This is a genomic window from Polaromonas sp. P1_F2, from assembly GCF_056405735.1.
The window spans coordinates 632,823-655,811 of sequence record NZ_JBFUBN010000002.1 but is presented as its reverse complement, the minus strand read 5'-3'; the positions used below and the strand labels follow the sequence as shown (position 1 = coordinate 655,811).

Sequence of the window (22,989 nt, the reverse complement as noted above, 5' to 3'; positions counted from 1 at the left end):
GTTTCACACCACAGCGGGCTTTTTCAGGTGAGCCCAGGCTTTACCATCGGGGCATGAAAACAACTTACATCTTCGGCGCCATCCTGGCCTGCAGCATCATCGGAACCTTGGTCGGGGCCCGCGGGGCCAAGACCGGATTCCTGGTGTTGACCGCCCTGCTTTCCCTCTACGGCTTGTTTCGCCTGCTCGGCTAGGCATCCGCGGCCGCCCACCCAGCGGGCGCCTGCATCAAAACCACGGCAAACCCCGGCGGCAACCAGGCCGGTGACGGTCAGCATGGCCGCGGTGTGAACGCCGACCGCCGCGAGGGCAAGTGCCAACGGCCCTGCCCCTTCCATTCCCATCAGCGAGGCATCTCCCGCACACAGCGGAACCAGCGCCGGCACCAGCATCAGGCCGGCGCCATGCGCACTCGCCATCATGAAGGAACCGAGTGCCAGCCCGGCCTTGCCCGCGGGTGCGCGTGCCGCCCTGGGGCTACGGCGCGACAGGTGAAGCACGGCGCAGGCGGCCAGCAGGCCGCCCGCGAGCACTTGCAGCGTGAAGCGGTCCATGGCCAGACTCCACACCACGGTGCCGGCCACCAGCGCGACCGATGCGGCGTGCCCGGCCGCGATCGGCAGTAAGGCCCGCAAGGCCTGCGCGCGGTCGCGTGAGCGCAGGCCCCAGGCGGCGGCCCAGGCCCAGCCATTGGCGGGGTTCAGCCCGTGAAGGGCACCGACGCCCGCCACCGCCAGCCAGGGCCAGAGGTTTGACATGATGCTCGCGCCTGCCTGGGGCCGCTCAGGCTTTGTCGCTGCAGCACGCATGGGCCTCAGGCGCGGGGGTGAACACAGCCTGGGTCTCGTAGCGGTCATGGTGGCGCATCCACTCCATCTTGTAGAAGGTGTCGCGCTCGTCGCGGCCCTTGGGTGCAAGGTCCAGCATGGGGTAGGTGCCGATCATGACTTCCACGCCGCGCCCATAGGTCGAGTAGGTGTGAAAAATCCGGCCTTCGCTGTCCTTGTAGAACAGGCTGATGCCGGGCGCTTCCTCGGCCGGGAATTCCACCATGCCGTAGTTGTAGTTGACAGTGCCGTTGACACGGTCCTCCGGTTTGAAGCTCACGTGGAAGTCGTAGTTGAAGTCGCTGCCGTTGGATGACACCCACTTGAACTTCCAGCCCATGCGACTGTGAAAGCGCGCTATCTCGGGCAGCGTCGCGCGCGAGACGGCCACGAAGCTGATGTCGCGGTGCTCCAGGTGGATCTTCATGCCGTCGGTATGGTCGGCCATGAAGGAGCAGCTCGGGCAGCCCTGCTCCCAGCCGGGGCCGAACATGAAGTGCTGGACCATGAGCTGGCGCCGGCCTTCAAACAAGTCGGCCAGCGAGCGTTTGCCTTCGGGTGTGTCGAAGACATAGTTTTTCTCGACGTGGACCCAGGGCAAGGCGCGGCGCTCGCTGGCGATGCGGTCGCGCAGGCGTGTGAGCTCCTTCTCCTGCGCCAGCAGCATCTTGCGCTCTGCCAGCCATGCTTCTCTGGAAACGACGGGGTGGTGGGTGGTGTTCAGTTCGGTGATAGCGGTGTTCATGGTGTTCTCCTGGATAGTTGGGTTGAGGTGGCGGGAAGGTTTTCAATCAGGCGCTTGCGGCTTGTTCGCGGCGCATCGCCGCCTGCACGGAGGGCCGGTCGGCCATCCGCGCCTGGAAGGCCTGCAGATGGGGAAAGTCCGACAGGTCCAGCTTGACGAATTCCGCCCAGCGCGTGACCACAAACAGGTAGGCGTCGGCCACCATGAAACGCTCGCCCAGCAGGAAGGGCGTGCGGCCCAGCGCGGCGTCCAGCAGGCCGTAGTGTTTGTGCAGATGGGTCATGCGTGCAGTGCGGACTTCATCGCTGCAAGCCGGGTTGAACAGCGGCATGTAAGCCTGGTGCAGCTCTGAATTGATGTAGCCCAGCATTTCCTGCAGGCGGTAGCGCGCCATGCTGCCGTTGGCGGGCGCCAGCTGCGCATCGGGCTTCAGGTCGGCCAGGTATTGCACGACGGCCGGGCCTTCCGTCAGCACGCTGCCGTCGTCCAGCCGCAGGGCGGGCACCAGGCCCTTGGGGTTGATGGCGAGGTAGTCTTCACCGTGTTCGGTGCGCTTGGCGACCACGTCGACCTTCACGAGTTCAATGGGCAGGCCGAGCTCGGTGGCCACGATGTGCGGCGACAGCGAGCAGGCGGAGGGGGAGTAGTACAGCTTCATGGTTTTTTCTCCTTGGCTCGATGAGCCGTTTTCGCAGGGTTGGTTTGCGTGGGTCAAAGCGCTGCCCGACCCGTGCTGGAAACAGGTGCGCTCGGTATCGGTCCAGGGACCGAAGGAGTTGTCAGCGCGGCGGCCCTATGCCTTGTGCGCTGCGTTCAATGCGGCCGCGGCCTATGCGGTCGAAGCCCTCTTGGGCCGCCGCACGGCGCGGACCTTGCCGCTCTTGCCGCCGCCCGCATAAAACAGGTCGGCGCCGTCGGACTCCAGCCCGCTGACGCCCGCGCCTGGCGGCATCTGGAGCCGCTCCATCACGGCGCCGCTCTGGGGGTCTATGCGGCGGATCTCGCTCTCGTCGCCTTCCCAGGTGCCGTGCCAGAGTTCGCCGTCGACCCAGGTCACGCCGGTGACGAAGCGGTTCGATTCAATCGTGCGCTGGATGGCGCCGGTCTTGGGGTCGACCTGGTGGATACGGCGGTCGCGGTACTGGCCCACCCACAGGCTGCCTTCGGCCCAGGTCAGGCCCGAGTCGCTGCCGCTGCCGGGCGCCGGGATGGTCGCCACCACCTTGCCGGTGGCCGGGTCTATCTTGTCGATGCGCGACTCGGCGATCTGGTACAGGTGTTTGCCGTCGAAGGCGGTGCCGGCGTCGCCCGCGCAGTCCAGCGTGCGCGTCTGTTCACCGCTGGCGGGGTCGAAGGCGATCAGTTTCGCGCCTGCGGCGGCCCAGACGCGCTGGCCGTCATGGGTGACGCCGGCGACGTCGTCGACGCCGGGGAAGCTGTATTCGCGCACGATCTCGGCGGTGCGCGCCTTGGGCTCGGGGGTTTGCTTGAGGGTCTTGCTCGTCATCGTTGCTCCTGTTGCACCGTCCATCGGCGCCATGGAGGTAACTCTATCCAATCGGCAGCGAAGCGGGGAGTAACAAGATCGTCGTGAATCCGGCCAGCGGCGGTGCCAGCCATCGCTGCGCCCGCGCCCGGCCCAGGGAGCGCACCCGACCCTCCTCCTCCAGCTCGGCCAGTGCGCGCTGCACCGTGCGTTGGCTGTCCCCCAGCGCCAGCGCCAGGGCCGAGGTGGACCAGGCCGCGCCGTCGGACAGCAACGCCAGCAGCGAAGCCTGGTCGCCATCCAGCGGCGGGGCCAGCACGGCCACGTCGCGCCCGCCCAGTGGCTTCAGGATAAAGCCCTGGCCGGTGGCCTCGATGGCCGCAAGCGGTTTGGCCAGCGCGCGCAAGCGGCCTATCTCGACCCTGAGGCGCGCCCTGTGGGTTTCATCCGGGTACCGGGTGCGGAACACGCGCGCGATCAAGGCCTCGCGGTCGGCATCGCCGGGCCAGGCCTCGGCCAGCGCGCGGGCCAGCGCGAACAGCACAGGCCGGCGCGCCAGCGGCCGCCACGCGCCGCCGGCGCCCAGCCCGTGTCGGCAGGCATCGACCACCAGCGCGTCCGAGGCCAGCAGCGCCGACACCTCGTCGAGGCGCAGCGCCTGCTCGCCGCCCGACGTGAGCCGCCGGGCCGCAGGCCTGTCGAGCGCGGCCCGCGCCTCCGCCACCTCGGCCTGCAGGGCAGGCACCTGCGCACGTTCGGCCGCCGCCTGCGCGCGTGCCAGCGCCATGCGCGCCTCGCCGACCTGCAGCGAGCGCAAGGACAGCTCGGCCGCGGTCATTTCGGCCACCGCCCTCAGCGAAGGCCGCAGGCCGCGCGCGTCCAGCCGCGCCAGCGCGGCCCTGGCCTCATCGAGCCGGCCCAGCAACAAATACCGGCGCGCCGTGATCAGCCAGGCCTGCAGCGCGTTGGCATGGTCGGCATGCGCCTCCAGCGTGGCCGAGGCCGCCGCCAGCGCGCGCGGTGAGCCGGCAAAGTCGCGCATGGCCAGCGCCACCTCGGCCTCGGCCACCACGCAGCGCGCCCGCGAAAGCTCTTCATGCGCGCCAAAGCCACGGGCCGCGCGCCGCAGCAATTCACGCGCGCGCGGGTGCTCGCCCAGCTGGGCCATGGCAATGCCGCGCAAGGCCAGCGCCGGCGGGTCGTCGCGCAGGGCCACCCGCTTGAGGGCGCCCAGCGCGTCACCCGCGGCCAGGGCGCGCGAGGAAGCGCTGATCAGGGAATCCATGGGCGTAGGCTACACGGTTCCGGCGGACTGTTGTGCGCTCGCCCCCTTGACGTTAAGCTCTCCCTCGGCCGAAAAGCCATTCTTTCACTCCGGCGCACAGGCCAGCGCCTTTTCAAGCAGAGACCTCCATGCACATCGGAAAATCCTACCGGCTCACCGAATTCCTGCACTGGACGCGGCGCAGGATTTATGTGCTGCTGCTGGTCACAGCGGTGCCGGTGGTGCTGTACCAGTCGCTGGGCCTGAAGTGGATCGCCCTGCCCTGGGTGGTGGTCGCCGTGCTGGGGACGGCCACCTCCTTCATCGTGGGTTTCAAGAACGCCCAGACCTACGGCCGCACGCTGGAGGCCCAGCAGGTCTGGACGGCGATTGCGACCAGCAGCCGCTACTGGGGTTTGATCTGCCGGGACTTTCCGGTTGACCGCGACACAACAAAATCCCTGGTCTACCGCCACCTCGCCTGGCTGACGGCGCTGCGTTACCAGTTGCGCGCGGAAAGGGTCTGGGAAAGCGCGGCCACCCAGTCGAACGCCGAATACCGGCAAACCTTCTTTTCCATCCCCGAAAGGGAGATACCGCTGGACCAGGAGTTGCGGAAATATCTCGACGAGGAGGAACTGGCCCGGCTTTCCAGCGTGCGCGGCAAGGCCACGCGGCTCATGGGCGAGCAAAGCGAAGCGATACGCGCGCTCTACGCCGGCCAGAAGGTCGTGGTGGCCCAGCACATTGAAATGCAGAAAACGCTCAAGGACTTCATCGACCAGCAAAGCCGGGCCGAGCGCATCAAGAACTTTCCCTATCCGCGGCAGTACGCCATCATCAACACGATTTTTGTCTGGAGCTTCGCGGCGCTGCTGCCCTTCGGCATCGTCGGCGAGTTCGACAAGCTCAACACGCACGTCGGCGGCTTTCTGGCGGGCAATATGGGCTGGTTCGCCATCCCTTTCAGTCTGCTGATTTCCTGGATGTACATCTCGCTGGACCAGGTCGGCGAAAGCACCGAGAACCCGTTTGAGGGTGGCGCCAATGACGTTCCCATGGCGCAGGTCTGCCGGCTGCTGGAGATTGAGTTGAAGCAGATGCTGGGGGAGACGGAGCTGCCTGGCCTGCCGAAGCCCAAGAACAACATTATTCTTTAGCCGGCCGAGGTAAGGGCCGAGAAGCAAACTCCGTCCGGCGCATGCACCAGGAGGCATTGCTGGTGAGGAAGCGCGAGGGCTTGGCCGGGAAGGCCTCAGGCATTGTTGTAGTGCCTACGCAGCCAATACGCAGCCCGCACCAGCACGAAAGTCACCCTGCTTTGCCCAGGCATTGGTTCACGGCGAGATGAATTGACTGTCAGGCTCTCAAAACAGCTACGAGCATCTTGTCCCTTCTACGAATCGACATCCGCAGTGGGTGATTCTTCCAGGTGGACAGCCAAAAAATTCAGTATGAATGCACCTGCGAGCATGAAGCCAAGTATTCGTTCGATATGAAACCCCATAAACGGAGGGATGGAGTTGAGAGCCGTCATGGAGCTTGACTTTGGCCGGAAGAATGTTCCAGTGCCATTCAATATGATGTCCCGTTCACGCGACACCCATTCCTCGCGCTCTTTCTGGGTGATGACGTAAGTTTTGCCGTCGGGCATTCCAAATTGGTAGCCCTGGGAGGCCATCGCCCCGCGTCGATAGACGAAGACGCCGTTGTCCTCCTTTAGGTATTCGACGCCAGTTAATACAAAAACTAGCGCAATCCAACTTAGTGACAGCATCCGGAGCCTGCGAGCCCAATTGGCTGATTCTCGTCTCATCGAGTTCTCCCGGAAATGCCCTTTTGGTCAATGGTAGCCGTCTCAGGCCCAGTCACGCCGCTGATGATGGTCACACGGGCGGCGATCCAGGCGTTTTCCCCTATCACGATGGGCTTTACCACGACACCTGCGCGCCGCTGGGAAGGCTCTAGGGGGCGGCCGGACGTGATGAGGCGTAGTCGGGCCCGACCATCACCTCGTCGGCGTTGACAGGTCCTAGCCGCAGCCGCTTCCCGCTTGGGACTTGCTGCCATCCACGATCACCACGCCTTTGTCGAGCAGAGGCTTGACCTTTGCCATGAAGAGCCCCAAGTCCTGTGGCGTGTCGCTCCCAGGCATCGACACCTCGAGAAGCCGGCCCTGGGGAAGCTGCCACTCCTCCACCTTGAACACGCCGACGGTGACGCGCTTCATGCGGTTCTTGCATCCCATCGATGTCGCACGCATGGCCACGGGAAAATCGAGCATCTTCTTCTTCGCTTCACGCTCACAGGACACCGAATAGGCCCGGCCGGGTTGAAGCGTCTGCAGCACCGATATGTCGGTCTCCACCTTGACGTTCGTATCTTTTCCCAGGGCGCAGGCAGCCTTTGTGTCAAAGCCGCTGTCGAAGGACTGCGGACTGCGGTATTTCAGTGTCAGCTCGACCTTGCCGTCGGACCGGGTCCGCCGCCTGCCGATCGCCGGCGGGTTTGCGGACACCGGAGGCGCAAGCACCGTGAAGTACTCGACCTCATACTCCGTGACTTTGCGGCTGCCCTCCAGGCCCATCACGGTCACGGCCTCCTCCGCGGAAACCGGCCCGCCGCTGCTCCAGCGCAGCGCGAATTCCGCACCGCCGGCCCAGGAGAGCACAGGCATCAGAAAGCACGCCACGCAAGCGCCGCGCACAAGGGACAAACAGGCGCCGGCAAGGGTATGAGGTTTCTTCATCACTGATTCCTTGTGTCTATGTGCCGCCCATCACCCGTGGGCGCGGCTTACTGGCGACGCACCGGTTCACTGGCATGCAAAAACCGGGTGTACAGGTCACGCGGAGGCGCGACCGATGCGCTGCTGATAACCTCGCCGGCGGCGCCCCGGTGATAGCCGCCATGCGTGATGATGTGCAGCAGAATCTCCTCCCGCCGCATCAGGCCCGAATCACCATCCGTGAAGGTAAAGCGGACTTCCTCCTGCAACGCTTCCGGCGAGAGTTTGCTGGCGTAGGCCAGATACCAGGCATCGAGTTCCTGAACCGCCGCCGCCAGGGATTGCAGTTGGGGAGTCTCCTTGGTATTGGTCGCCGTGTAGCCGTGGGCGCTGCCTTCGAGGTGCGCCTTGAAGATCCGGTCCGCCACATAGACGTGGTTCAGGATGCGGATCGCCTTGTGGATCTGGGCGGGATACGCCGCCGCATCCACGCTGGCAAGCGCCGCGAACAGCTCGGTGTTGGCCCAGGCCTTGTAGGCGAACAGGGACTTGAGGGATGAAAGGCCTGCTGAAGGGGTTATGTTGGACATTTGTTTACGCTCCCAATGTCAGTGTCAGCTTATGACTCAGCCGCTGCGCGGGGTTTCAGGTGAGAGGAGAGAACACGCCACAACTGCAGAAAATTAAGTGCGGAAGCCAGCGGAACGACGCAGGCCACGAGAAATGAAACCGCGAGCTGCCAGACTGGCAAACCCGAAGCGCTCCGGACTATAAGCTCCGACAGGGTCAACACAAACGCCAGCCAGACAAAGGTCGCGATGGTGGCGGCGACCAGCCCCACCAGCGCGGATTGCGTGTTCGAACTGCCGCGCCCCAGGCGCCAGACAGACATCGCGGCGACCACATGCGCCACCGCGGGAACAAGAACAAGGCTCAGGATGAAAGCCACGGGCACCGTCTGGGGACCCGGTGCAGTCGACAGAAAAACGACAAGCGCCGTACCGGCGACCAGCATGATCAGGCCGCCAATGGTATTCAAGGTATGACGCAGGATATTCATGATCTATCTCGTGAGAATCAGCCGGCAGCTCCGGAAGGAGGAAGCCTGTCGGGACTATACCCATGCCCGCGCGGCGATTGCGATGACAAGCGCGGTTGGCGGCTTCGTGATCCCTTCCGGGTGTGCGGCTTCAAGCATGGGAATTCTCACAAAGGTTGGAGACAATCGAACACAGCTCCCGCGGCCCCTAACCGCGCGGCTCCACACGAATTCCCGGCGCGTAGCAAACGCCCAGCACACCGGCTACCAGCTCGGACGACGCCTTCTGGAGATGATTGATGGCAATGTCCGCCGTGACGTACTCCTGCAAATTGCCCAGGGCTTGGCCTGCGCTTGCCCAGATCGGAGCGAAATCCTCCGTGAGCTTCTGCAGCCGGACGCGCTGCTGCGCATTGCTGACCGCGGGTATTTTGAGTTCGGCGTTTCCAACTGTCAGCGCATGCGTCAATGTCCTGATGTCATTGAGGTTGCGCCCGAAATCGAAAACGGCATCCTGGGACATTTCTGTGGCGGCAAACTTTCCGGCATTCCTGGCGAGGCTGTCGAGCAGTATTGGCAATTGCTGCGCTGCCGCGACGCGCGCAGTCGCCTGGCGACCCTTGCGTTCATTCGCCGCCACCTCCTGGGCCTGGCTGACCAGGACCAGTGACTGGCGAATCACGTCGTGCAGGCCGTTCTGCACCGTCGGCAGCACATGGGGCTTCTGAAGAAGAATTTTCGCCGAATACTCCATACCGCCCACGAGAGGCGCAAGACGGTCGAGAGACGGCGGCAGATTGCCACCCATCAGTGTTCGCAGCGCGTCCATGTGCTGCCGGAGTTTCGGAAAGGCTTCAGCGTCGCCGGCCCGCGCAGATGCGAGCACCGGCCGCATTTCGCTGGCCTGGTCAAACACCTGGCAGGCAAGCTGTGCCTCAGGGCCTGTTTGCCTGATCTGGCCGCGAGCCGGTGCGGCGAGAAATGCGCATACCGCCATCCCGGCGGCCACCCAGCGCCCTGCAATTTGTGAACGTGTCCGCATCGAGGCCTCCCCTGTTGTATTTGCGGCCACTATAGCCGCGGCCAAAACAATCCCTTGCGCTGGCGCGCTTTCCAGGGCCGGCGCGCCGGCCGGCACCCAAGCTCCGGCCTGGGTGCATTTTTCCCGGTCACTGCTGCATTTTGTTACATACAAATCAGCTACGCTCTGGCTTCCCGAAGGAGAAGGAAACCGTGAGCCAAACAATGAAAAAAGCCGCCCTGGCACTGATCGCGGCGGTATCGCTGCATGCCCATGCCCTGCAAATCATCAGCCTTTCGCCCCAGGGCGAGATCGCGCGGGTGCGGCAGGTGGTCGCCAAGTTTGATGAGGGGGCCGTCAATTTCGGCGACCCGAAAGCGCCCGCGCCGCTGTCGCTGAGTTGCAGCGACGCGCAGGCCACCAAGGGCTCGGGCCGCTGGATCAGCGAACGCGAATGGGCTTTTGAGTTCGAGAACGACCTGCCGCCGGGCGTGAGCTGCTCGCTGAGCGTGGTCGGCACCTTCAAGTCGCCCAAAAGCCAGCCCGTGGCCGGCCCGGCTTCCTACAAATTCAACACCGGCGGCCCCTTTGTCCAGAACCTGCGCCCCGGCACCTATGAGCGCATCGACGAAGAGCAGTATTTCCTGCTGCAGCTCAATGGCCCAGCCACGCTGCAAAGCATTCGCGACAACGTCTGGTGCGCCGCTGAAGGCCTGGGCGAGCGTGTGCCCGTCAAGCTGATCGACGGCAAGGAGCGCGAGGAGCTGCTCAAGTCGCAAGGCCTGGACAAGGCCGCGGCCAAAGAGCCGCTGCGCTACGTCACGCTGGCCTGCAACCGCCGCCTGACGCCGGCCACCAAGGTGCAGCTGGTCTACGGCAAGGGCGTGAGCACGCCCAGCGGCGTGCCCAATTCGGTCGAAAAACGCTACAACTTCCAGGTGCGCGAGCCCTTCTCGGCTTCCTTCAGCTGCGAGCGCGAAAACGCCCAGTCGGCCTGCCTGCCGATGCGGCCCATGAGCCTGTCCTTCAACGCACCGGTGCCGCGCAAGATCGCCGAGGGCATTCGCCTCAAGGGCGACAAGGACACGCTGAAACCCTCTTTCGAAGACGGCAACAGCGACGGCGACAACGTGGTCACCAACCTGACCTTCAAGCCCATCTTTCCGGAACAGGCCCAGTTCTCATTGGAACTGCCCAGCAACTTCAAGGACGCCTCGGGCCGCACGCTGCGCAATGCCGACAGCTTTCCGCTGAAGGTGGCCACGGGCGCGATGCCGCCGCTGGCGAAATTCGCCGCCTCGCCTTTCGGCATCGTCGAACGTTTTGCCGAACCCAATACCAAACCGGGCGACCCGGCCCTGCTGCCCGTCACGCTGCGCAATGTGGAAGCGGCCCTGCAAGTCAAGGGCCTGGCGCCGGGCGCCCCGGCCGGCAAGGTCAGCGACCTGCAGCCGCGCACCGACGCCGACATCATTGCCTGGTTCCGCAAGGTGCAGCGCTACGACGAGTACGAGGTCTCGCGCAAGGCGGCCGCCGCCGACGTCAAGGGCCCGCTGCCCAAGGCGCTCGATTCTCAGGGCAAGGACTATGTGCAGTCGCGCATGCTGTCGCTGCTGGGCGGCCAGGCCGGCGTGAAGACGCTGGACCTGCCCAAGCCCGTGGGCGGCGACCCGCGCCCCTTTGAGGTCGTCGGCATCCCGCTGGCGCCCGGCTTCCATGTGGTCGAAATCGCCTCGCAGAAACTCGGCTCCTCGCTGCTGGACGAGCGCCACGGCGCAAGCCGGACCATGTATGTGCGCACTTCGGCCCTGGTGACCAACCTGGGCGTGCACTTCAAGCTGGGCCGCGAGAACTCGCTGGCCTGGGTCACCACGCTGGACAAGGGTATGCCGGTCGCGGGCGCCACGGTGCGCGTGTCGGGCTGCAACGGCACCGAAGTCGCCAAGGCCGTGACCAACGCCCAGGGTATCGCCAACTTTGCCGGTCTTTCATCCGAGCCGCCGCGCTGCCCGGGCAATGACTCCAGCAATGCCTACTTCGTCAGCGCCCGCAGCACGGTGGCCGGCGTTGAAGACCTTGCCTTTACCTGGAGCGACTGGCACAAGGGCATAGAGCCCTGGCGCTTCAACGTGCCGACCAGCCGCAGCGCCATGCCCGACGAGCGCGCGCACACGATTTTTGACCGCACCTTGCTGCGCGCCGGCGAAACCGTGTCGATGAAGCATTTGCTGCGCACGGAAACCAGCAAGGGCTTCGGCCTGCCCGAGGCCACACCGGCCACACTGGTCGTCACCCATGTGGGCAGCGGCCAGCAGTACACCCAGCCCATCACCTGGCGCAAGACGGCCACCGGCGGCCTGAGCGCCGAGAACACCTTCGCCGTCCCGCCGGCCGCCAAGCTCGGCGTCTATGAAGTGCAGCTCAAGGCCCCGAATGACAGCGGCAACGGCCGGGGCAACCGCGCCCGCAGCTTCACCAGCGGGCAGTTCCGCGTCGAAGAGTTCCGCCTGCCGGTGCTCGAAGGCCGTATCAACCCGTCCGAGAAAAAAGCCCTGATCAACGTGAAGTCCGTGCCGACCGACGTGCAGATCAACTACGTCTCGGGCGGCGGCGCCGTCAACCTGCCGGTGCGCGTGTCGGCGCTGGTCCGGGCCAAGTCCCTGAGCTACAGCGACTACGAAGAATTCAACTTCATGCCGCCGCGCATCAACCGCGACCAGGCCGCCAGGGCGGACGATGAAGAAGCCACCTCCTCGCAGGACCAGCGCGTGATCGCCGACAAGCTGCCGCTGACGCTGGACCGCAACGGCGCGGGCAAGCTGACCATCAACGACATCCCCACGCACCGGCAGCCGCAGGAGCTGCTGATGGAAGCCACCTACGCCGACCCCAACGGCGAGGTGCAGACCATACGCAGCGTTTCCACCGTCTGGCCGGCCGCTGTGGTGGCGGGCATCAAGACCGAAGGCTGGGTTTCTTCCAGCCAGAAGATCAAGTTCCAGGCGCTGGCGCTGGACCTGACGGGCAAGGTCGCACCGGACGTATCGCTTGAGGTGAGGGCCGTGGCGCGCATCACCACCACCAGCCGCAAACGCATGGTGGGCGGCTTCTACACCTACGACAACAAGACCGAGACCAAAGACCTCGGCAACGTCTGCAGCGGCAAGAGCGATTCGCGCGGCCTGCTGCTATGCGAGACCAAGCTCGGCGAGCCCGGCGAGGTCGAACTCATCGTGACCGCGAAAGACAAGGACGGCAACACCATCCAGGCCGCCAGCAATGTCTACGTCACGCGCCAGGGCGAGCTCTGGTTCGGCGGCGAAGACCATGACCGCATGGACGTGCTGCCCGAAAAGAAGAGCTACCAGCCCGGCGAGATGGCCAAGTTCCAGGTGCGCATGCCCTTCCGCTTCGCCACCGCGCTGGTCGCGATTGAACGCGAAGGCGTCATCGAGACGCAGGTGGTGCAGCTCAACGGCCAGGACCCGACCGTCAACCTGCAGATCAAGGAAGGCTGGGGCCCGAACGTCTACGTCAGCGTGCTGGCCCTGCGCGGCCGCCTGCGCGAAGTGCCGTGGTACAGCTTCTTCACCTGGGGCTACAAGGCCCCGCGTGAATGGTGGACCTCCTTCTGGTACGAAGGCCGCGAATACGTGGCGCCCACCGCGCTGGTGGACTTGAGCAAGCCGGCCTTCCGGCTGGGCGTGGCCGAAATCCGCGTGGGCACCAAGGCCCACCAGCTCGACGTGAGCGTGAAGGCCGACAAGGAAAGCTACGCCGTGCGCGGCCAGGCCAAGGTCACCATCACCGCCAAGCTGCCCAACGGCCAGCCGGCCGCCAACGCCGAAGTGGCGCTGGCCGCGGTGGACCAGGCGTTGCTGGAGCTGATGCCCAACGACAGCTGGGATCTGCTGGGTGCGATGCTGCAACGCCGCTCCTGGGGCGTGGAGACCTCGACCGCGCAGATGGAAATCATCGGCCGCAGGCACTACGGCCGCAAAGCCGTTGCGGCCGGCGGCGGCGGCGGGCGCAGCAATACACGCGAGCTGCTGGACACCCTGCTGCTGTGGAACCCGAATGTGGTGCTGGACGCCAAGGGCCAGGCAGTGGTGACGGTGCCGCTCAATGACGCGCTGACCACCTTCAAGATCGTCGCCGTGGCCGACGCCGGCACCGGCCTCTTCGGCACCGGCCAGACCTCCATCCGCGCGACACAAGACCTGCAGATCATCAGCGGCCTGCCGCCGTTGGTGCGCGAGGACGACCAGTTCCGCGCGCAGCTGACCCTGCGCAACACCACCAAGGCCGCGATGAAGGTCGAAGTGAGCCCGCGCGCCACACTGCTCGATTTGAAACCGCAGACCGTGGACATCCCCGCCGGCGAAGCGCGCGAAGTGGCCTGGATGGTCACCGCGCCCGCGCAGCTGGCGTTCACGCGCGCCGAAGCCATCCTGTGGGAGATCGAGGCGAAAGACACGATCACCGGCGCGCGCGACGGCCTCAAGGCACGCCAGCGCATCATCCCGGCCGTGCCGCTGACGGTGCAGCAGGCCACGCTGGTACAGGTCGACGGCAGCTTCACGCTGGACGTGAACCCGCCGGCCGACGCCCTGCCCGGCCGCGGCGGCCTGAAGATGTCGCTGCAACCCAAGCTGGCCGAAGGCATGGACGGCGTGCGCGATTATTTTGCGATGTACCCCTTCATCTGCCTGGAGCAAAAAACCAGCAAGTCGGTGGGCCTGCGCGACGCAAAGCTCTGGCAGACCGTGCTGGCGCAGTTGCCCAGCTACCTCGACAGCGACGGCCTGGCCAACTACTTCCCGCCGCGCGACGGCGAAGCGAGTCGCGGCAGCGATGCGCTGACGGCCTACCTGCTGGCCGCCACGCATGAGGCATCCGGCATCAACCCGGCCTTTGCCCTGCCCGACGATGCGCGCGCGCCCATGGAGCGCGGCCTCATCGCGTTCGTCGAAGGCCGCATCCAGCGCGAGTTCTGGAGCCCGCGCAAGGACCTGGACGTGCGCAAGCTGGCCGCGCTCGAGGCGCTGTCGCGCTACGGCAAGGCCCAGGGCCGCATGCTGGGCAGCATCACCATCGCGCCCAACCAGTGGCCCACCCATGCGGTGATCGACTGGCTCAACATCCTCAAGCGCGTGGCCGACGTGCCGCAACGCGAGCAGCGCATCGCCGAAGCGAATCAGGTGCTGCGCTCGCGCCTGTCCTTCCAGGGCACCAAGCTGGTCTTCAGCACCGAGAAGGACGACTACTGGTGGTGGCTGATGACCAACGGCGACGTCAACACCGCGCGCCTGATGCTGGCCGTGATGGACGACCCGACGTGGAAGGACGACATGGGCCGCCTGGCCAACGGCTTTATCGCGCGCCAGCAAAAAGGCGCCTGGCACACCACCACGGCCAACCTCTGGGGCGGCCTGGCACTCGACAAGTTCTCGGCAAAGTTTGAAGCCACGCCGGTGGCCGGCGTGACCAAGGCGACTCTGGCGGCCGCCGCGGCCAGTGTGGCGAGCGTGGACTGGGCCAAGGTCGACCGCGTCAAGCCCACCGATGCGGCCGGCGCCCCCAACCAGACCACCTTCTTCGGCGCGCCGGCCGCGCCCGGCAACCTGCGCAACAACAGCATGTTCCTGCCCTGGGGCACGGCCCCCAAGGACACGCTGACGGTGACGCACCAGGGCCCGGGCAAGCCCTGGCTCACGCTGCAATCGATCGCGGCCGTGCAGCTCAAGGCGCCCTTCAACGCCGGCTACCAGATCAAGAAGACCATCACCCCCGTGGAGCAGGCCGTCAAAGGCATCTACACGCGCGGCGACGTGATCCGGATTTCGCTGGAAGTCAACGCCAGCGCGGACATGACCTGGGTCGTCATCAGCGACCCGGTGCCCGGCGGTGCGACGATTCTGGGCGGCGGCCTGGGCCGCGATTCCGAGATCGCGACCGGCGGCGAGAAGAAGACCGGCGCAGGCTGGCCCGCGTTTGAAGAGCGCAGCTTCGAGGCCTTCCGCAGCTACTACGAATACCTTCCCAAGGGCGTGGTCAAGATGGAATACACCGTGCGCCTGAACAACGTCGGCGATTTCGCCTTGCCGCCTAGCCGCGTGGAAGCCATGTATGCGCCCGAGATGTTCGGCGAGGCGCCGAATGCGCGGGTGAAGGTGGAGGCGGCGAAGTGAAGCTTGCCGCGTATGCCGTCCACGCCTTCATGCTGCTGGGCGCCAACCTGGCTTTGGCGCAGTTCAGCACGCCCGCCGAGGGTGAATATGTGATCAGCGACGGGGCGTGGGGAACGCTGCAGGTTCAGCCCCGCGGGAAGTTCAGGATAGAAACCATAGGCGCCAACGGCCACATCTGCGAACTGAATGGCGTGATCACCAACGGCAAATCGAAGCTGGAGAAATCCGCATGCCAGGTCAGCTTCAAAGCCGACGGCGAGAACGTCAACGTCGCGACCAATGAGTCCGATGCATGCAGGGATTTTTGCGGCATGCGGGCCTGGTTTGAAGGGCTTTACCGCAAGCCTCCGCCTCTTTGCGCGAGCAAGGGCATTCAGGCTTCGAGGAAAAAATTCAAGGAAGAATACGTCGCCAAGAACTACAGCGCTGCGCTGGCCACGATTGAACCCGTCGCCACGCAATGCAAACAATTCCTCCACTGGGTTGACTCGGGCCGGGTATTGAACGACCTGGCGCTGACGCAGTTCAAGCTGGGTGATCGCGCCGGCTGTATCCGGACCTTGCAGGGCCTTTCCCCGGATGCGGCGCTGTCCGATGAGGAAATCAAAGGAAACTACCCGCCGACCGATGCCGACATGTACCTGCCGGTGGTGCGGGCCACCCGGACCAACCTGAAACTTTGCACCAAGCGATGAATCCCCGACCCAAAAGTGTCTACGCGAACCTCGCACTGGCCTTTCTTCTGGCCCTTGGCGTCATTGGTGTCAGCGCGCCCGCCCACGCTGAAGCATCCGCGGAGTCCCAGGAGCTGGCCCTGCAGCTGGTTCAACGTGCGGAGTTCAAAAAACTCGCCATGCTTTCCACGCGCGCCCACCTCTGGACTCGGGTGAACGAGGGGCCTGTTGATCCCGGCCTGAGCACCAAGAAGGATCAATACTTCAATTTGTACGAATGCCTGCGCGACAAAGATGCGTCGCCCTTCGAAGCCCCTCTGGCGAAGCTGTTTGCGGAAAATCTGACACAGGAAGACATGCGCGGGCTGCTGGAGTTTTATGCGAGTCCGGCGGGAAATGAGCTCATCCGGATGACTTTAGGACGGCATCTTGAAACCTCCGGTATTCCGAAGACGGGCGAGTATGCGTCCTTCCTTCTTCCATCCCCTGCTTCGTCCGCGCACTTGGACTCCGCTCTCTGGGTCGCCAATTCGGAGCTTTTCATCAAAATGATGAAGCCTCTGACGCAGAACAATCTGGACTATTCGAGCGCCGCGACCGAGCTGATTCGCGAGTGCGAAAGATCTTTTATTCTCCCAAGCGTGAAGACATCCACCCCGCCCGTTTACCCGACGGCCGCAAGAAGAGCGGGCGTTGAAGGCTCGATGCTGGTAAGGGTTCGTATCGATGCGTCCGGCCAGGCGAAGGAGGCGCGGGTGACTCGGCGGTGGTTTAACTCACGCGACATACCCGGTCCCGCGGGCACGAAAAGCACGGCAGAGGTATTTGATGAGATCGGCGTGTCGCATGCGATGAACAGCACCTATGTACCGGCGACGCGAGGCGGTGTTGCCGTGGAATCCTGGGTCAATATTCCCCTGCGATTTGTCCTCGAACCAAACAGCAAATGACCCCGAAAATCCAGTCACCCATGCGCCGTGCCGCCGCCCTGGTTTTAACGGCGGTTTGCATGCATTCGGCCTGGGCCGTCGCCACCTTCGACGAAGTCAAACGCGACTTCAAGCCCTCCGATACCGTGGTGCTGGACCGCAACGGCGAAGTCCTCCAGCGCCTGCGCACCGACAGCGCCGTGCGGCGCGGCCAGTGGGTGGCGCTGCCCGATGTGTCGCCGGCCCTGCGCACGGCGCTGGTGCTCAGCGAGGACAAGCGTTTTTACGAGCACAGCGGTGTCGACTGGCGCGCGGTCTCCAGCGCGGCATGGGGCAATTTATGGAACACCAAAACGCGCGGCGCCTCCACCATCAGCATGCAGCTGGCCGGGCTGATGGATGAGGACTGGCGTGCCGGCGCGGGCGGGCGCAGCCTCACACAGAAAGTCGGGCAGACCGTGTCGGCCCGCATCCTGGAAGCGCGCTGGCGCAAGGACCAGATCCTGGAGGCCTACCTGAACCTCGTGCCTTTTCGCGGCGAGATGGTGGGCATAGACGCGCTGAGCCGCACGCTGTTCGGCAAGGCAGCGCACGGGCTGGATGAGCGTGAGGCGGCGATCGCGGCTGCGCTGGTGCGCGCCCCCAATGCCAAGGCCGCGCAGGTCTCACAGCGGGCTTGCGGCGTCTTGAAAATCATGCAAGCCCCGGCCAAAGTCGATTGCGAGGGGCTGGATTTGTTTGCGGCGGCCGCGCTGCAGCGCAAGGCCTTTGATGCGAGTGAAGGGGTGGCGCCGCACCTGGCGCGCAGGCTGTTGGCGCTTCGCGCGGCCTCAGCCCAATCCTCCTCCCGAGGGAAAGGAAGCAACAGCCTTGAACGCGGCGAATCCGCCTTGCTCCCACTCCCCCCGGCAGAGGGCGGGGGTGAAGGCTCCCCGAATTCAAGGAAGACCCTCACCTCCACCCTGCGCGCCCCGCTGCAACGCTTCGCCGTGCAAACCCTGACCCAGCAGCTGCGCGAACTGCGCGGCCGCCATGTCGAGGACGGCGCCATTGTGGTGCTGGACAACGCCACGGGCGAGGTGCTGGCCTGGGTGGGCTCCTCGGGCGAACTGAGCGACGCGGCCGAGGTCGACGGCGTGACGGCCTTGCGCCAGCCGGGCTCCACGCTCAAGCCATTTTTGTACGCGCAGGCGATGGCCGAGCGGCGCATCACGGCGGCCTCGCTGCTTGAGGACTCGTCCTCGCAGATCCAGACGGCCGGCGGCCTCTACATCCCGCAAAACTACGACCGGCAGTTCAAGGGCCTGGTGTCGGCGCGCACGGCGCTGGGCGCCTCGCTCAATGTGCCGGCTGTGCGCACGCTGGTCATGGTCTCGCCCGACGCCTTCCAGAAGCAGCTCAAGGCCGTAGGCCTGCCGATCAAGGAATCGGGCGACTACTACGGCTACAGCCTGGCGCTGGGCAGCAGCGAGGTTTCGCTGCTGGCCTTGACCAACGCCTACCGCACGCTGGCCAACGGCGGGCGCTACAGCGCGCCCTCGCTCGCGAAGAACCCCAAGCCGGTGTTCAGGCCGGCACTCGACCCGCGCGCGGCCTTTATCGCGACCGACATCATCGCCGACCCGCTGGCGCGCGCGCGCACCTTCGGCACCGACAGCATCCTCGCCACGCGCTTCTGGACGGCCGTGAAAACCGGCACCAGCAAGGACATGCGCGACAACTGGGCCATGGGCTTCTCTCAGCGCTACACCGTGGGCGTGTGGGTGGGCAACGCCAGCGGCGCGCCCATGTGGGACGTGAGCGGCACCAGCGGCGCGGCGCCCATCTGGGCGGCGCTGATGAATTACCTGCATAAAACCGAGCGCAGCCGCGCACCCGCACCGCCCGCCGGCCTGGTGCAAAGCCGCACGCAGTTCAGCCCCCAGGGCGGCACGCCGCTGGAGGCGGCGCGCAGCGAATGGTTTATACAGGGCACCGAGCAAGCGGTGTTCGCCTCGAATTCGGCGGCCGGCGACGTCCGCCCGGCCAAGGCCTCCAGGACCGCCAAAAAAGCCGCAGCCGAGCCCGACGCCCCGCCCCGCATCACCGCGCCGGCCTCGGGCACCATCATCGCGCTGGACCCGGACATCCCGCCCAAACACCAGCGCATCAGCTTCAGCGCCGAAGGCCGGGGCACACGCTGGCTGATGGACGGCAAGGAGTTCGCGCGCGGGCCGCAGGCCCAGTGGCTGCCCTGGCCGGGCCGGCATGTGGTGCAGCTGGTCGACGCCGGCGGCAAGGTCGCCGACGAGATCAAGTTCGAAGTGCGCGGCGCCGGTGTGCGCGAAGCCAGTGCGCGCAGCGGCACAGCCGCGGCACGCTGATCTTCACCCTCCCCTATTCGACATCATCGCGACCGTATGCCTGATCCCCAATCTGCCCTGCCGTTCACATCGTCGTCCGGCACACGGCGCCTCTCCCGGACCCTGGCCGTGCTGTGGGTGGCGCTGTGTGTGCTGGCGGCCGGTCCTGCCATCGCAGCGCCGGCCCGTAGCCAGCAGATCGCCGCGCCAGTCGATGCCGCGCAGGTAGCCGCACCGGTTGATGCCGCACAGGTGCGGGTGCAGGTGCCGCCTTACAGCGCGCGCGTGCTCGACACCACCGGCACGCTGAACACCGCCCAGGTCGCGGCCTTGAACGAACAGATCCTGGCGCTGGAGGCGGACACCCAGGCGGCGGTGGTCGTGTTCATGCTGCCGACCACGGGCGATGAAGCCATCGAGGAATACGCCATGCGCGTGTTCGAGAAATGGAAACCCGGCGACGCCGCACGCGACGATGGCATCCTGATCCTGGTGGCGACCGAGGACAGGCGCATGCGCCTCGAGGTGGGCCAGGGCCTGGAAGGCAGCGTGCCCGACGTGCTGGCGGGCCGCATCATCGACCAGCTGATGGCGCCGCGTTTTCGCGAGCGAGACTACGCGGGCGGGCTGGCGGCGGCCATTGACCACATAGGCGCACTGGTGCGCGGCGATGTACAGGCCCCGGACAGGCACAGCGGCGTGACACCCTTTGGCTGGGCGTTTTTTGCGTCATTGCTGTGGGGTTTCGCCGTGGGTGTGGCCCGCGCGCTCTACCGCTGGAAGTGGCAGATGACGGTCGGCGTGCTCGCCGCGATGCCCCTGGTGGCGGCGGTTCTGCTGAAGAGTCCCGGCATCGCGGCCATCCTGCTCACTTTCCCGGTGCCGCTGGCGTTCGCGCTGGGTTTCGGCTGCGGCCGCTCCCGCACGGTGCGTCTGGTTACCGGCGGTTTTGCGATGGTGGTGTGCCTCATGGTCGGCACCGCCGTTGTGGTGGGCGCCAAGACCTTCGGCTTGGGCCTGCTCTACGCGGGAGGGGGCGCTATCGGCTGCCTGCTGCTGGGCCTGGTCGGCGCGGGTGCTTACATGGCCTGGAAGCGCAGCCTGCTGGAGTTCGGCGTGCGCTGTGCCGTGGTGGCCGGCATTGTGGGCTATGTGGCCTTCCAGAACCAGCCGGACTTGCTCTTTCTGGACTGGGAGTCCTGGCTGCCCACCGGGGTCGCGGCGGGTCTGGCCCTGCTGTTCGGCTTCTTCCCGGGCAGCGTCAGCACCAGCAGCGGGAGCGGCAGCTCGTCGAGCAGCAGCAGTTCGAGCTCCAGCTCCAGCAGCCGGAGTTCGTCGGGCGGCTCCAGCAGCGGCGGCGGCGCCTCCGGCAGTTGGTAGAAGCCAGCCTGGGGCGGGGCCCGCGCCCCGTATTGAAATAATTTAAGACCCGCCAAAATTTATTCAATCGCCGGCCGGCCCAAACCCTTAGCATTGGGCGACTGAGGAGACAACACTGTGCCCGTGATCACCAATATTGAAGACCTGCGCGTCCTGGCCAAAAAGCGGGTGCCCCGCATGTTTTACGACTACGCCGATTCCGGCTCATGGACCGAGAGCACCTACCGCGCCAACGAAAGCGACTTCCAGAAGATCAAGCTGCGCCAGCGCGTCGCCGTCAACATGGAAAACCGCAGCACGGCGACCACCATGATCGGCCAGCCGGTTGCTATGCCGGTCGCCATCGCGCCCACGGGCCTGACGGGCATGCAGCACGCCGACGGCGAAATCCTGGGTGCCCGCGCCGCCAAAAAATTCGGCATCCCCTTCACGCTGTCGACCATGAGCATCTGCTCCATCGAAGACGTCGCGGCCGGCACGGACCGCCACCCCTTCTGGTTCCAGCTCTATGTGATGAAGGACCGCGCCTTTATCGAAAGCCTGATAGACCGCGCCAAGGCGGCCAACTGCTCGGCACTGGTGCTGACGCTGGATCTGCAGATCCTCGGCCAGCGCCACAAGGACTTGAAGAACGGCCTGAGCGCGCCACCCAAGCCCACGCTTTCGACCATCCTCAACCTGATGACCAAACCGCGCTGGGGCCTGGGCATGCTGGGCACCAAACGCCACGGCTTCGGCAACATCGTCGGCCACGTCAAGGGCGTCGAGAACATGGGCTCGCTTTCGGAGTGGACGGCCAAGCAGTTCGACCCCGCCCTCAACTGGGGCGACGTCGAATGGATCAAGAAACGCTGGGGCGGCAAGCTGATCCTCAAGGGCATCCAGGACGTCGAGGACGCAAAGCTGGCCGTCAATTCAGGCGCCGATGCGCTGATCGTTTCCAACCACGGCGGCCGCCAGTTGGACGGCGCCATGTCCTCTATCTCCTGCCTGCCCGAAATCGTCACAGCCGTCGGCAACCAGATCGAGGTGCACATGGACGGCGGCATACGCTCCGGCCAGGACGTGCTCAAGGCCGTCGCCCTGGGCGCCAAGGGCACCTACATAGGCCGCGCCTTCCTCTACGGTCTGGGCGCCATGGGTGAAGAAGGCGTGACCAAAGCGCTGCAGATCATCCACAAGGAGCTGGACCTGACCATGGCCTTTTGCGGGCGCACCGACATCAAGGCGGTGGATACCAGCATCTTTGTGCCCGGCACCTACTGACCATGGCCAAGGAGAGCCTCGTCACGGCGCAGTGCTTGCTCACCCCGATTGCAACTGCCCGCGCCGCCAGGCCCCCGGCGGCTGCCCCGTCGCGCGTTTGAAAGCGCGTGAGAACGCGGCCTCCGAGTCATAACCGACTTCCAGCGCGATCGCCGCGGCGCTCAGGCGGCCTTCGCGCAGCAGGCGGGCACCGCACTGCATGCGCCAGCTGGTCAGGTACTGCATGGGCGCCATGCCCGTCAGCGTGACGAAGCGTTCGTGCAAGGCCGAGCGCGACAGCCCCACGCGGTTGCCGAGCTCCTCCAGTGTCCAGGGCTCGGCCGGGTCGCAGTGCATCAGCGTGATGGCGCGGCCGACCTGGCGGTCGCGCAGCGCGCCCAGCCAGCCTCTGGCTTGTTCCGGCAGCGAGTCCAGGTAGCGCCGCGCGCCATCGACAAACACCATCTCGCTGACCCGCTGCAGCAGCGCCGCGCCACCGGGGCGCCGGTTGACGGATTCGGATACCGCCTGTTCCAGCATGGGCGCCACCCAGGCGCCGACGCCTTCGGCGGGCAGGTGCAGCAGCCTTGGCAAAGCGTTGATCAGCGGGTTGAAAGGCTTGAGGTCGCAGGCGATGAAGCCGCACAGGATGACGGTGCTGGCGTCCTCCAGGGGCAGGCCCCTGCCGGCCTCGAACATGCCGCCGCGGTAGGTGATGGGGATGGGCTTGGGGTCGTCGCGCATCCTGAACAGCCAGTCGTCCTGCTCGGCCGGCGCCAGGCCGGGCGCGCTGGACACCACGTGCGCGTCGCCGTGGGGCAGCATTACGATGTCGCCTTCGCGCATGCGCAGCGGCGGCTCGCCGTCGACGGCCACCCAGCCTTCGCCCTTGAAGAACAGGTGGTACTCAATGACATGCTCGGCGCCCGGCATCAGCACCGGCGCCATTTCGCTCGAATGCGGTGCCTGCGCCGACCACTGGTCGCGGCAGCTGACGTGAAAGAAGACGGAGCCGCGCAGCCGCACGCTGCGCAGCACGTCGGAAAGCGGGTCGAGCTGGCTCATGGCGCTGGCGCCTCCGACATGGAGGATTGAATGGCGGACTTTCGGTCAAGACG

At 65.6% G+C, this 22,989-nt stretch carries 18 protein-coding genes; 7 read left to right on the top strand and 11 right to left on the bottom strand.

Annotated features, from left to right (window positions below; genetic code table 11):
• Nucleotides 1-23: 23 nt before the first annotated feature.
• From AC1D0O_RS06900 to AC1D0O_RS06880, 5 genes are all read right to left on the bottom strand, one after another.
• Nucleotides 24-758 carry a hypothetical protein gene (locus tag AC1D0O_RS06900; protein ID WP_477652786.1) on the bottom strand — a complete coding sequence of 245 codons (735 nt, stop codon included), beginning with the start codon at nt 756-758 and terminating at the stop codon, nt 24-26.
• A gap of 25 nt (nt 759-783) precedes the next feature.
• Nucleotides 784-1,572 carry a DUF899 domain-containing protein gene (locus tag AC1D0O_RS06895; RefSeq protein ID WP_477652785.1) on the bottom strand — a complete coding sequence of 263 codons (789 nt, stop codon included), beginning with the start codon at nt 1,570-1,572 and terminating at the stop codon, nt 784-786.
• 46 nt (nt 1,573-1,618) lie between these two features.
• A complete protein-coding gene (gene gstA, locus AC1D0O_RS06890) occupies nt 1,619-2,230 on the bottom strand; it encodes a glutathione transferase GstA (RefSeq protein ID WP_477652784.1) in 612 nt (203 codons plus the stop codon).
• Between the two features lie 171 nt (nt 2,231-2,401).
• Complete coding sequence (locus AC1D0O_RS06885; protein WP_477652783.1) at nt 2,402-3,079, bottom strand: Vgb family protein; 678 nt, start codon at nt 3,077-3,079, stop codon at nt 2,402-2,404.
• A gap of 43 nt (nt 3,080-3,122) precedes the next feature.
• A complete protein-coding gene (locus tag AC1D0O_RS06880; RefSeq protein WP_477652782.1) occupies nt 3,123-4,343 on the bottom strand; it encodes a helix-turn-helix domain-containing protein in 1,221 nt (406 codons plus the stop codon).
• 128 nt (nt 4,344-4,471) lie between these two features.
• Between AC1D0O_RS06880 and AC1D0O_RS06875 the strand changes: the two genes are divergently transcribed.
• The gene (locus AC1D0O_RS06875) at nt 4,472-5,482 is read left to right on the top strand and encodes a bestrophin family protein (RefSeq protein WP_477652781.1); all 1,011 of its coding nucleotides are present in this window, start codon (nt 4,472-4,474) and stop codon (nt 5,480-5,482) included.
• 236 nt (nt 5,483-5,718) lie between these two features.
• Here AC1D0O_RS06875 and AC1D0O_RS06870 read toward each other — a convergent pair whose 3' ends face one another.
• The 5 genes from AC1D0O_RS06870 to AC1D0O_RS06850 all read right to left on the bottom strand — a co-directional run bounded on the left by AC1D0O_RS06870 (nt 5,719) and on the right by AC1D0O_RS06850 (nt 9,131).
• Nucleotides 5,719-6,138, bottom strand: coding sequence for a hypothetical protein (locus AC1D0O_RS06870; protein WP_477652780.1), 420 nt, complete (start codon nt 6,136-6,138; stop codon nt 5,719-5,721).
• Nucleotides 6,139-6,354: 216 nt separating this feature from the next.
• Entirely contained in the window at nt 6,355-7,071 is a 717-nt protein-coding gene (locus tag AC1D0O_RS06865; RefSeq protein ID WP_477652779.1) for a hypothetical protein, read from the bottom strand.
• A 47-nt stretch (nt 7,072-7,118) separates the two neighbouring features.
• Complete coding sequence (locus AC1D0O_RS06860) at nt 7,119-7,640, bottom strand: DinB family protein (protein ID WP_477652778.1); 522 nt, start codon at nt 7,638-7,640, stop codon at nt 7,119-7,121.
• Between the two features lie 29 nt (nt 7,641-7,669).
• Nucleotides 7,670-8,110: a hypothetical protein gene (locus tag AC1D0O_RS06855; protein WP_477652777.1), complete on the bottom strand. Its 441-nt coding sequence runs from the start codon at nt 8,108-8,110 to the stop codon at nt 7,670-7,672.
• Nucleotides 8,111-8,297: 187 nt separating this feature from the next.
• The gene (locus AC1D0O_RS06850) at nt 8,298-9,131 is read right to left on the bottom strand and encodes a hypothetical protein (protein ID WP_477652776.1); all 834 of its coding nucleotides are present in this window, start codon (nt 9,129-9,131) and stop codon (nt 8,298-8,300) included.
• Between the two features lie 203 nt (nt 9,132-9,334).
• Here AC1D0O_RS06850 and AC1D0O_RS06845 point away from each other — a divergent pair, with 203 nt between their 5' ends.
• The 6 genes from AC1D0O_RS06845 (at nt 9,335) to AC1D0O_RS06820 (ending at nt 21,892) form a co-directional block, all read left to right on the top strand.
• Nucleotides 9,335-15,301 (top strand): alpha-2-macroglobulin family protein, encoded by a 5,967-nt coding sequence (locus tag AC1D0O_RS06845; RefSeq protein WP_477652775.1) that lies wholly within the window; start codon nt 9,335-9,337, stop codon nt 15,299-15,301.
• Nucleotides 15,298-15,996, top strand: a complete 699-nt coding sequence (locus tag AC1D0O_RS06840; RefSeq protein WP_477652774.1) for a hypothetical protein — start codon at nt 15,298-15,300, stop codon at nt 15,994-15,996. Before AC1D0O_RS06845 ends, AC1D0O_RS06840 begins: the two co-directional genes overlap by 4 nt.
• Nucleotides 15,993-16,925: an energy transducer TonB gene (locus AC1D0O_RS06835; RefSeq protein WP_477652773.1), complete on the top strand. Its 933-nt coding sequence runs from the start codon at nt 15,993-15,995 to the stop codon at nt 16,923-16,925. The genes AC1D0O_RS06840 and AC1D0O_RS06835 overlap by 4 nt, the downstream gene beginning before the upstream one ends.
• Nucleotides 16,922-19,267 carry a transglycosylase domain-containing protein gene (locus AC1D0O_RS06830; protein WP_477652772.1) on the top strand — a complete coding sequence of 782 codons (2,346 nt, stop codon included), beginning with the start codon at nt 16,922-16,924 and terminating at the stop codon, nt 19,265-19,267. The genes AC1D0O_RS06835 and AC1D0O_RS06830 overlap by 4 nt, the downstream gene beginning before the upstream one ends.
• A 36-nt stretch (nt 19,268-19,303) precedes the next feature.
• Complete coding sequence (locus AC1D0O_RS06825; protein WP_477652771.1) at nt 19,304-20,626, top strand: TPM domain-containing protein; 1,323 nt, start codon at nt 19,304-19,306, stop codon at nt 20,624-20,626.
• Between the two features lie 117 nt (nt 20,627-20,743).
• A complete protein-coding gene (locus AC1D0O_RS06820; protein WP_477652770.1) occupies nt 20,744-21,892 on the top strand; it encodes an alpha-hydroxy acid oxidase in 1,149 nt (382 codons plus the stop codon).
• A 39-nt stretch (nt 21,893-21,931) separates the two neighbouring features.
• Here AC1D0O_RS06820 and AC1D0O_RS06815 read toward each other — a convergent pair whose 3' ends face one another.
• Nucleotides 21,932-22,936, bottom strand: coding sequence for an AraC family transcriptional regulator (locus tag AC1D0O_RS06815; RefSeq protein WP_477652769.1), 1,005 nt, complete (start codon nt 22,934-22,936; stop codon nt 21,932-21,934).
• Between the last annotated feature and the right edge of the window lie 53 nt (nt 22,937-22,989).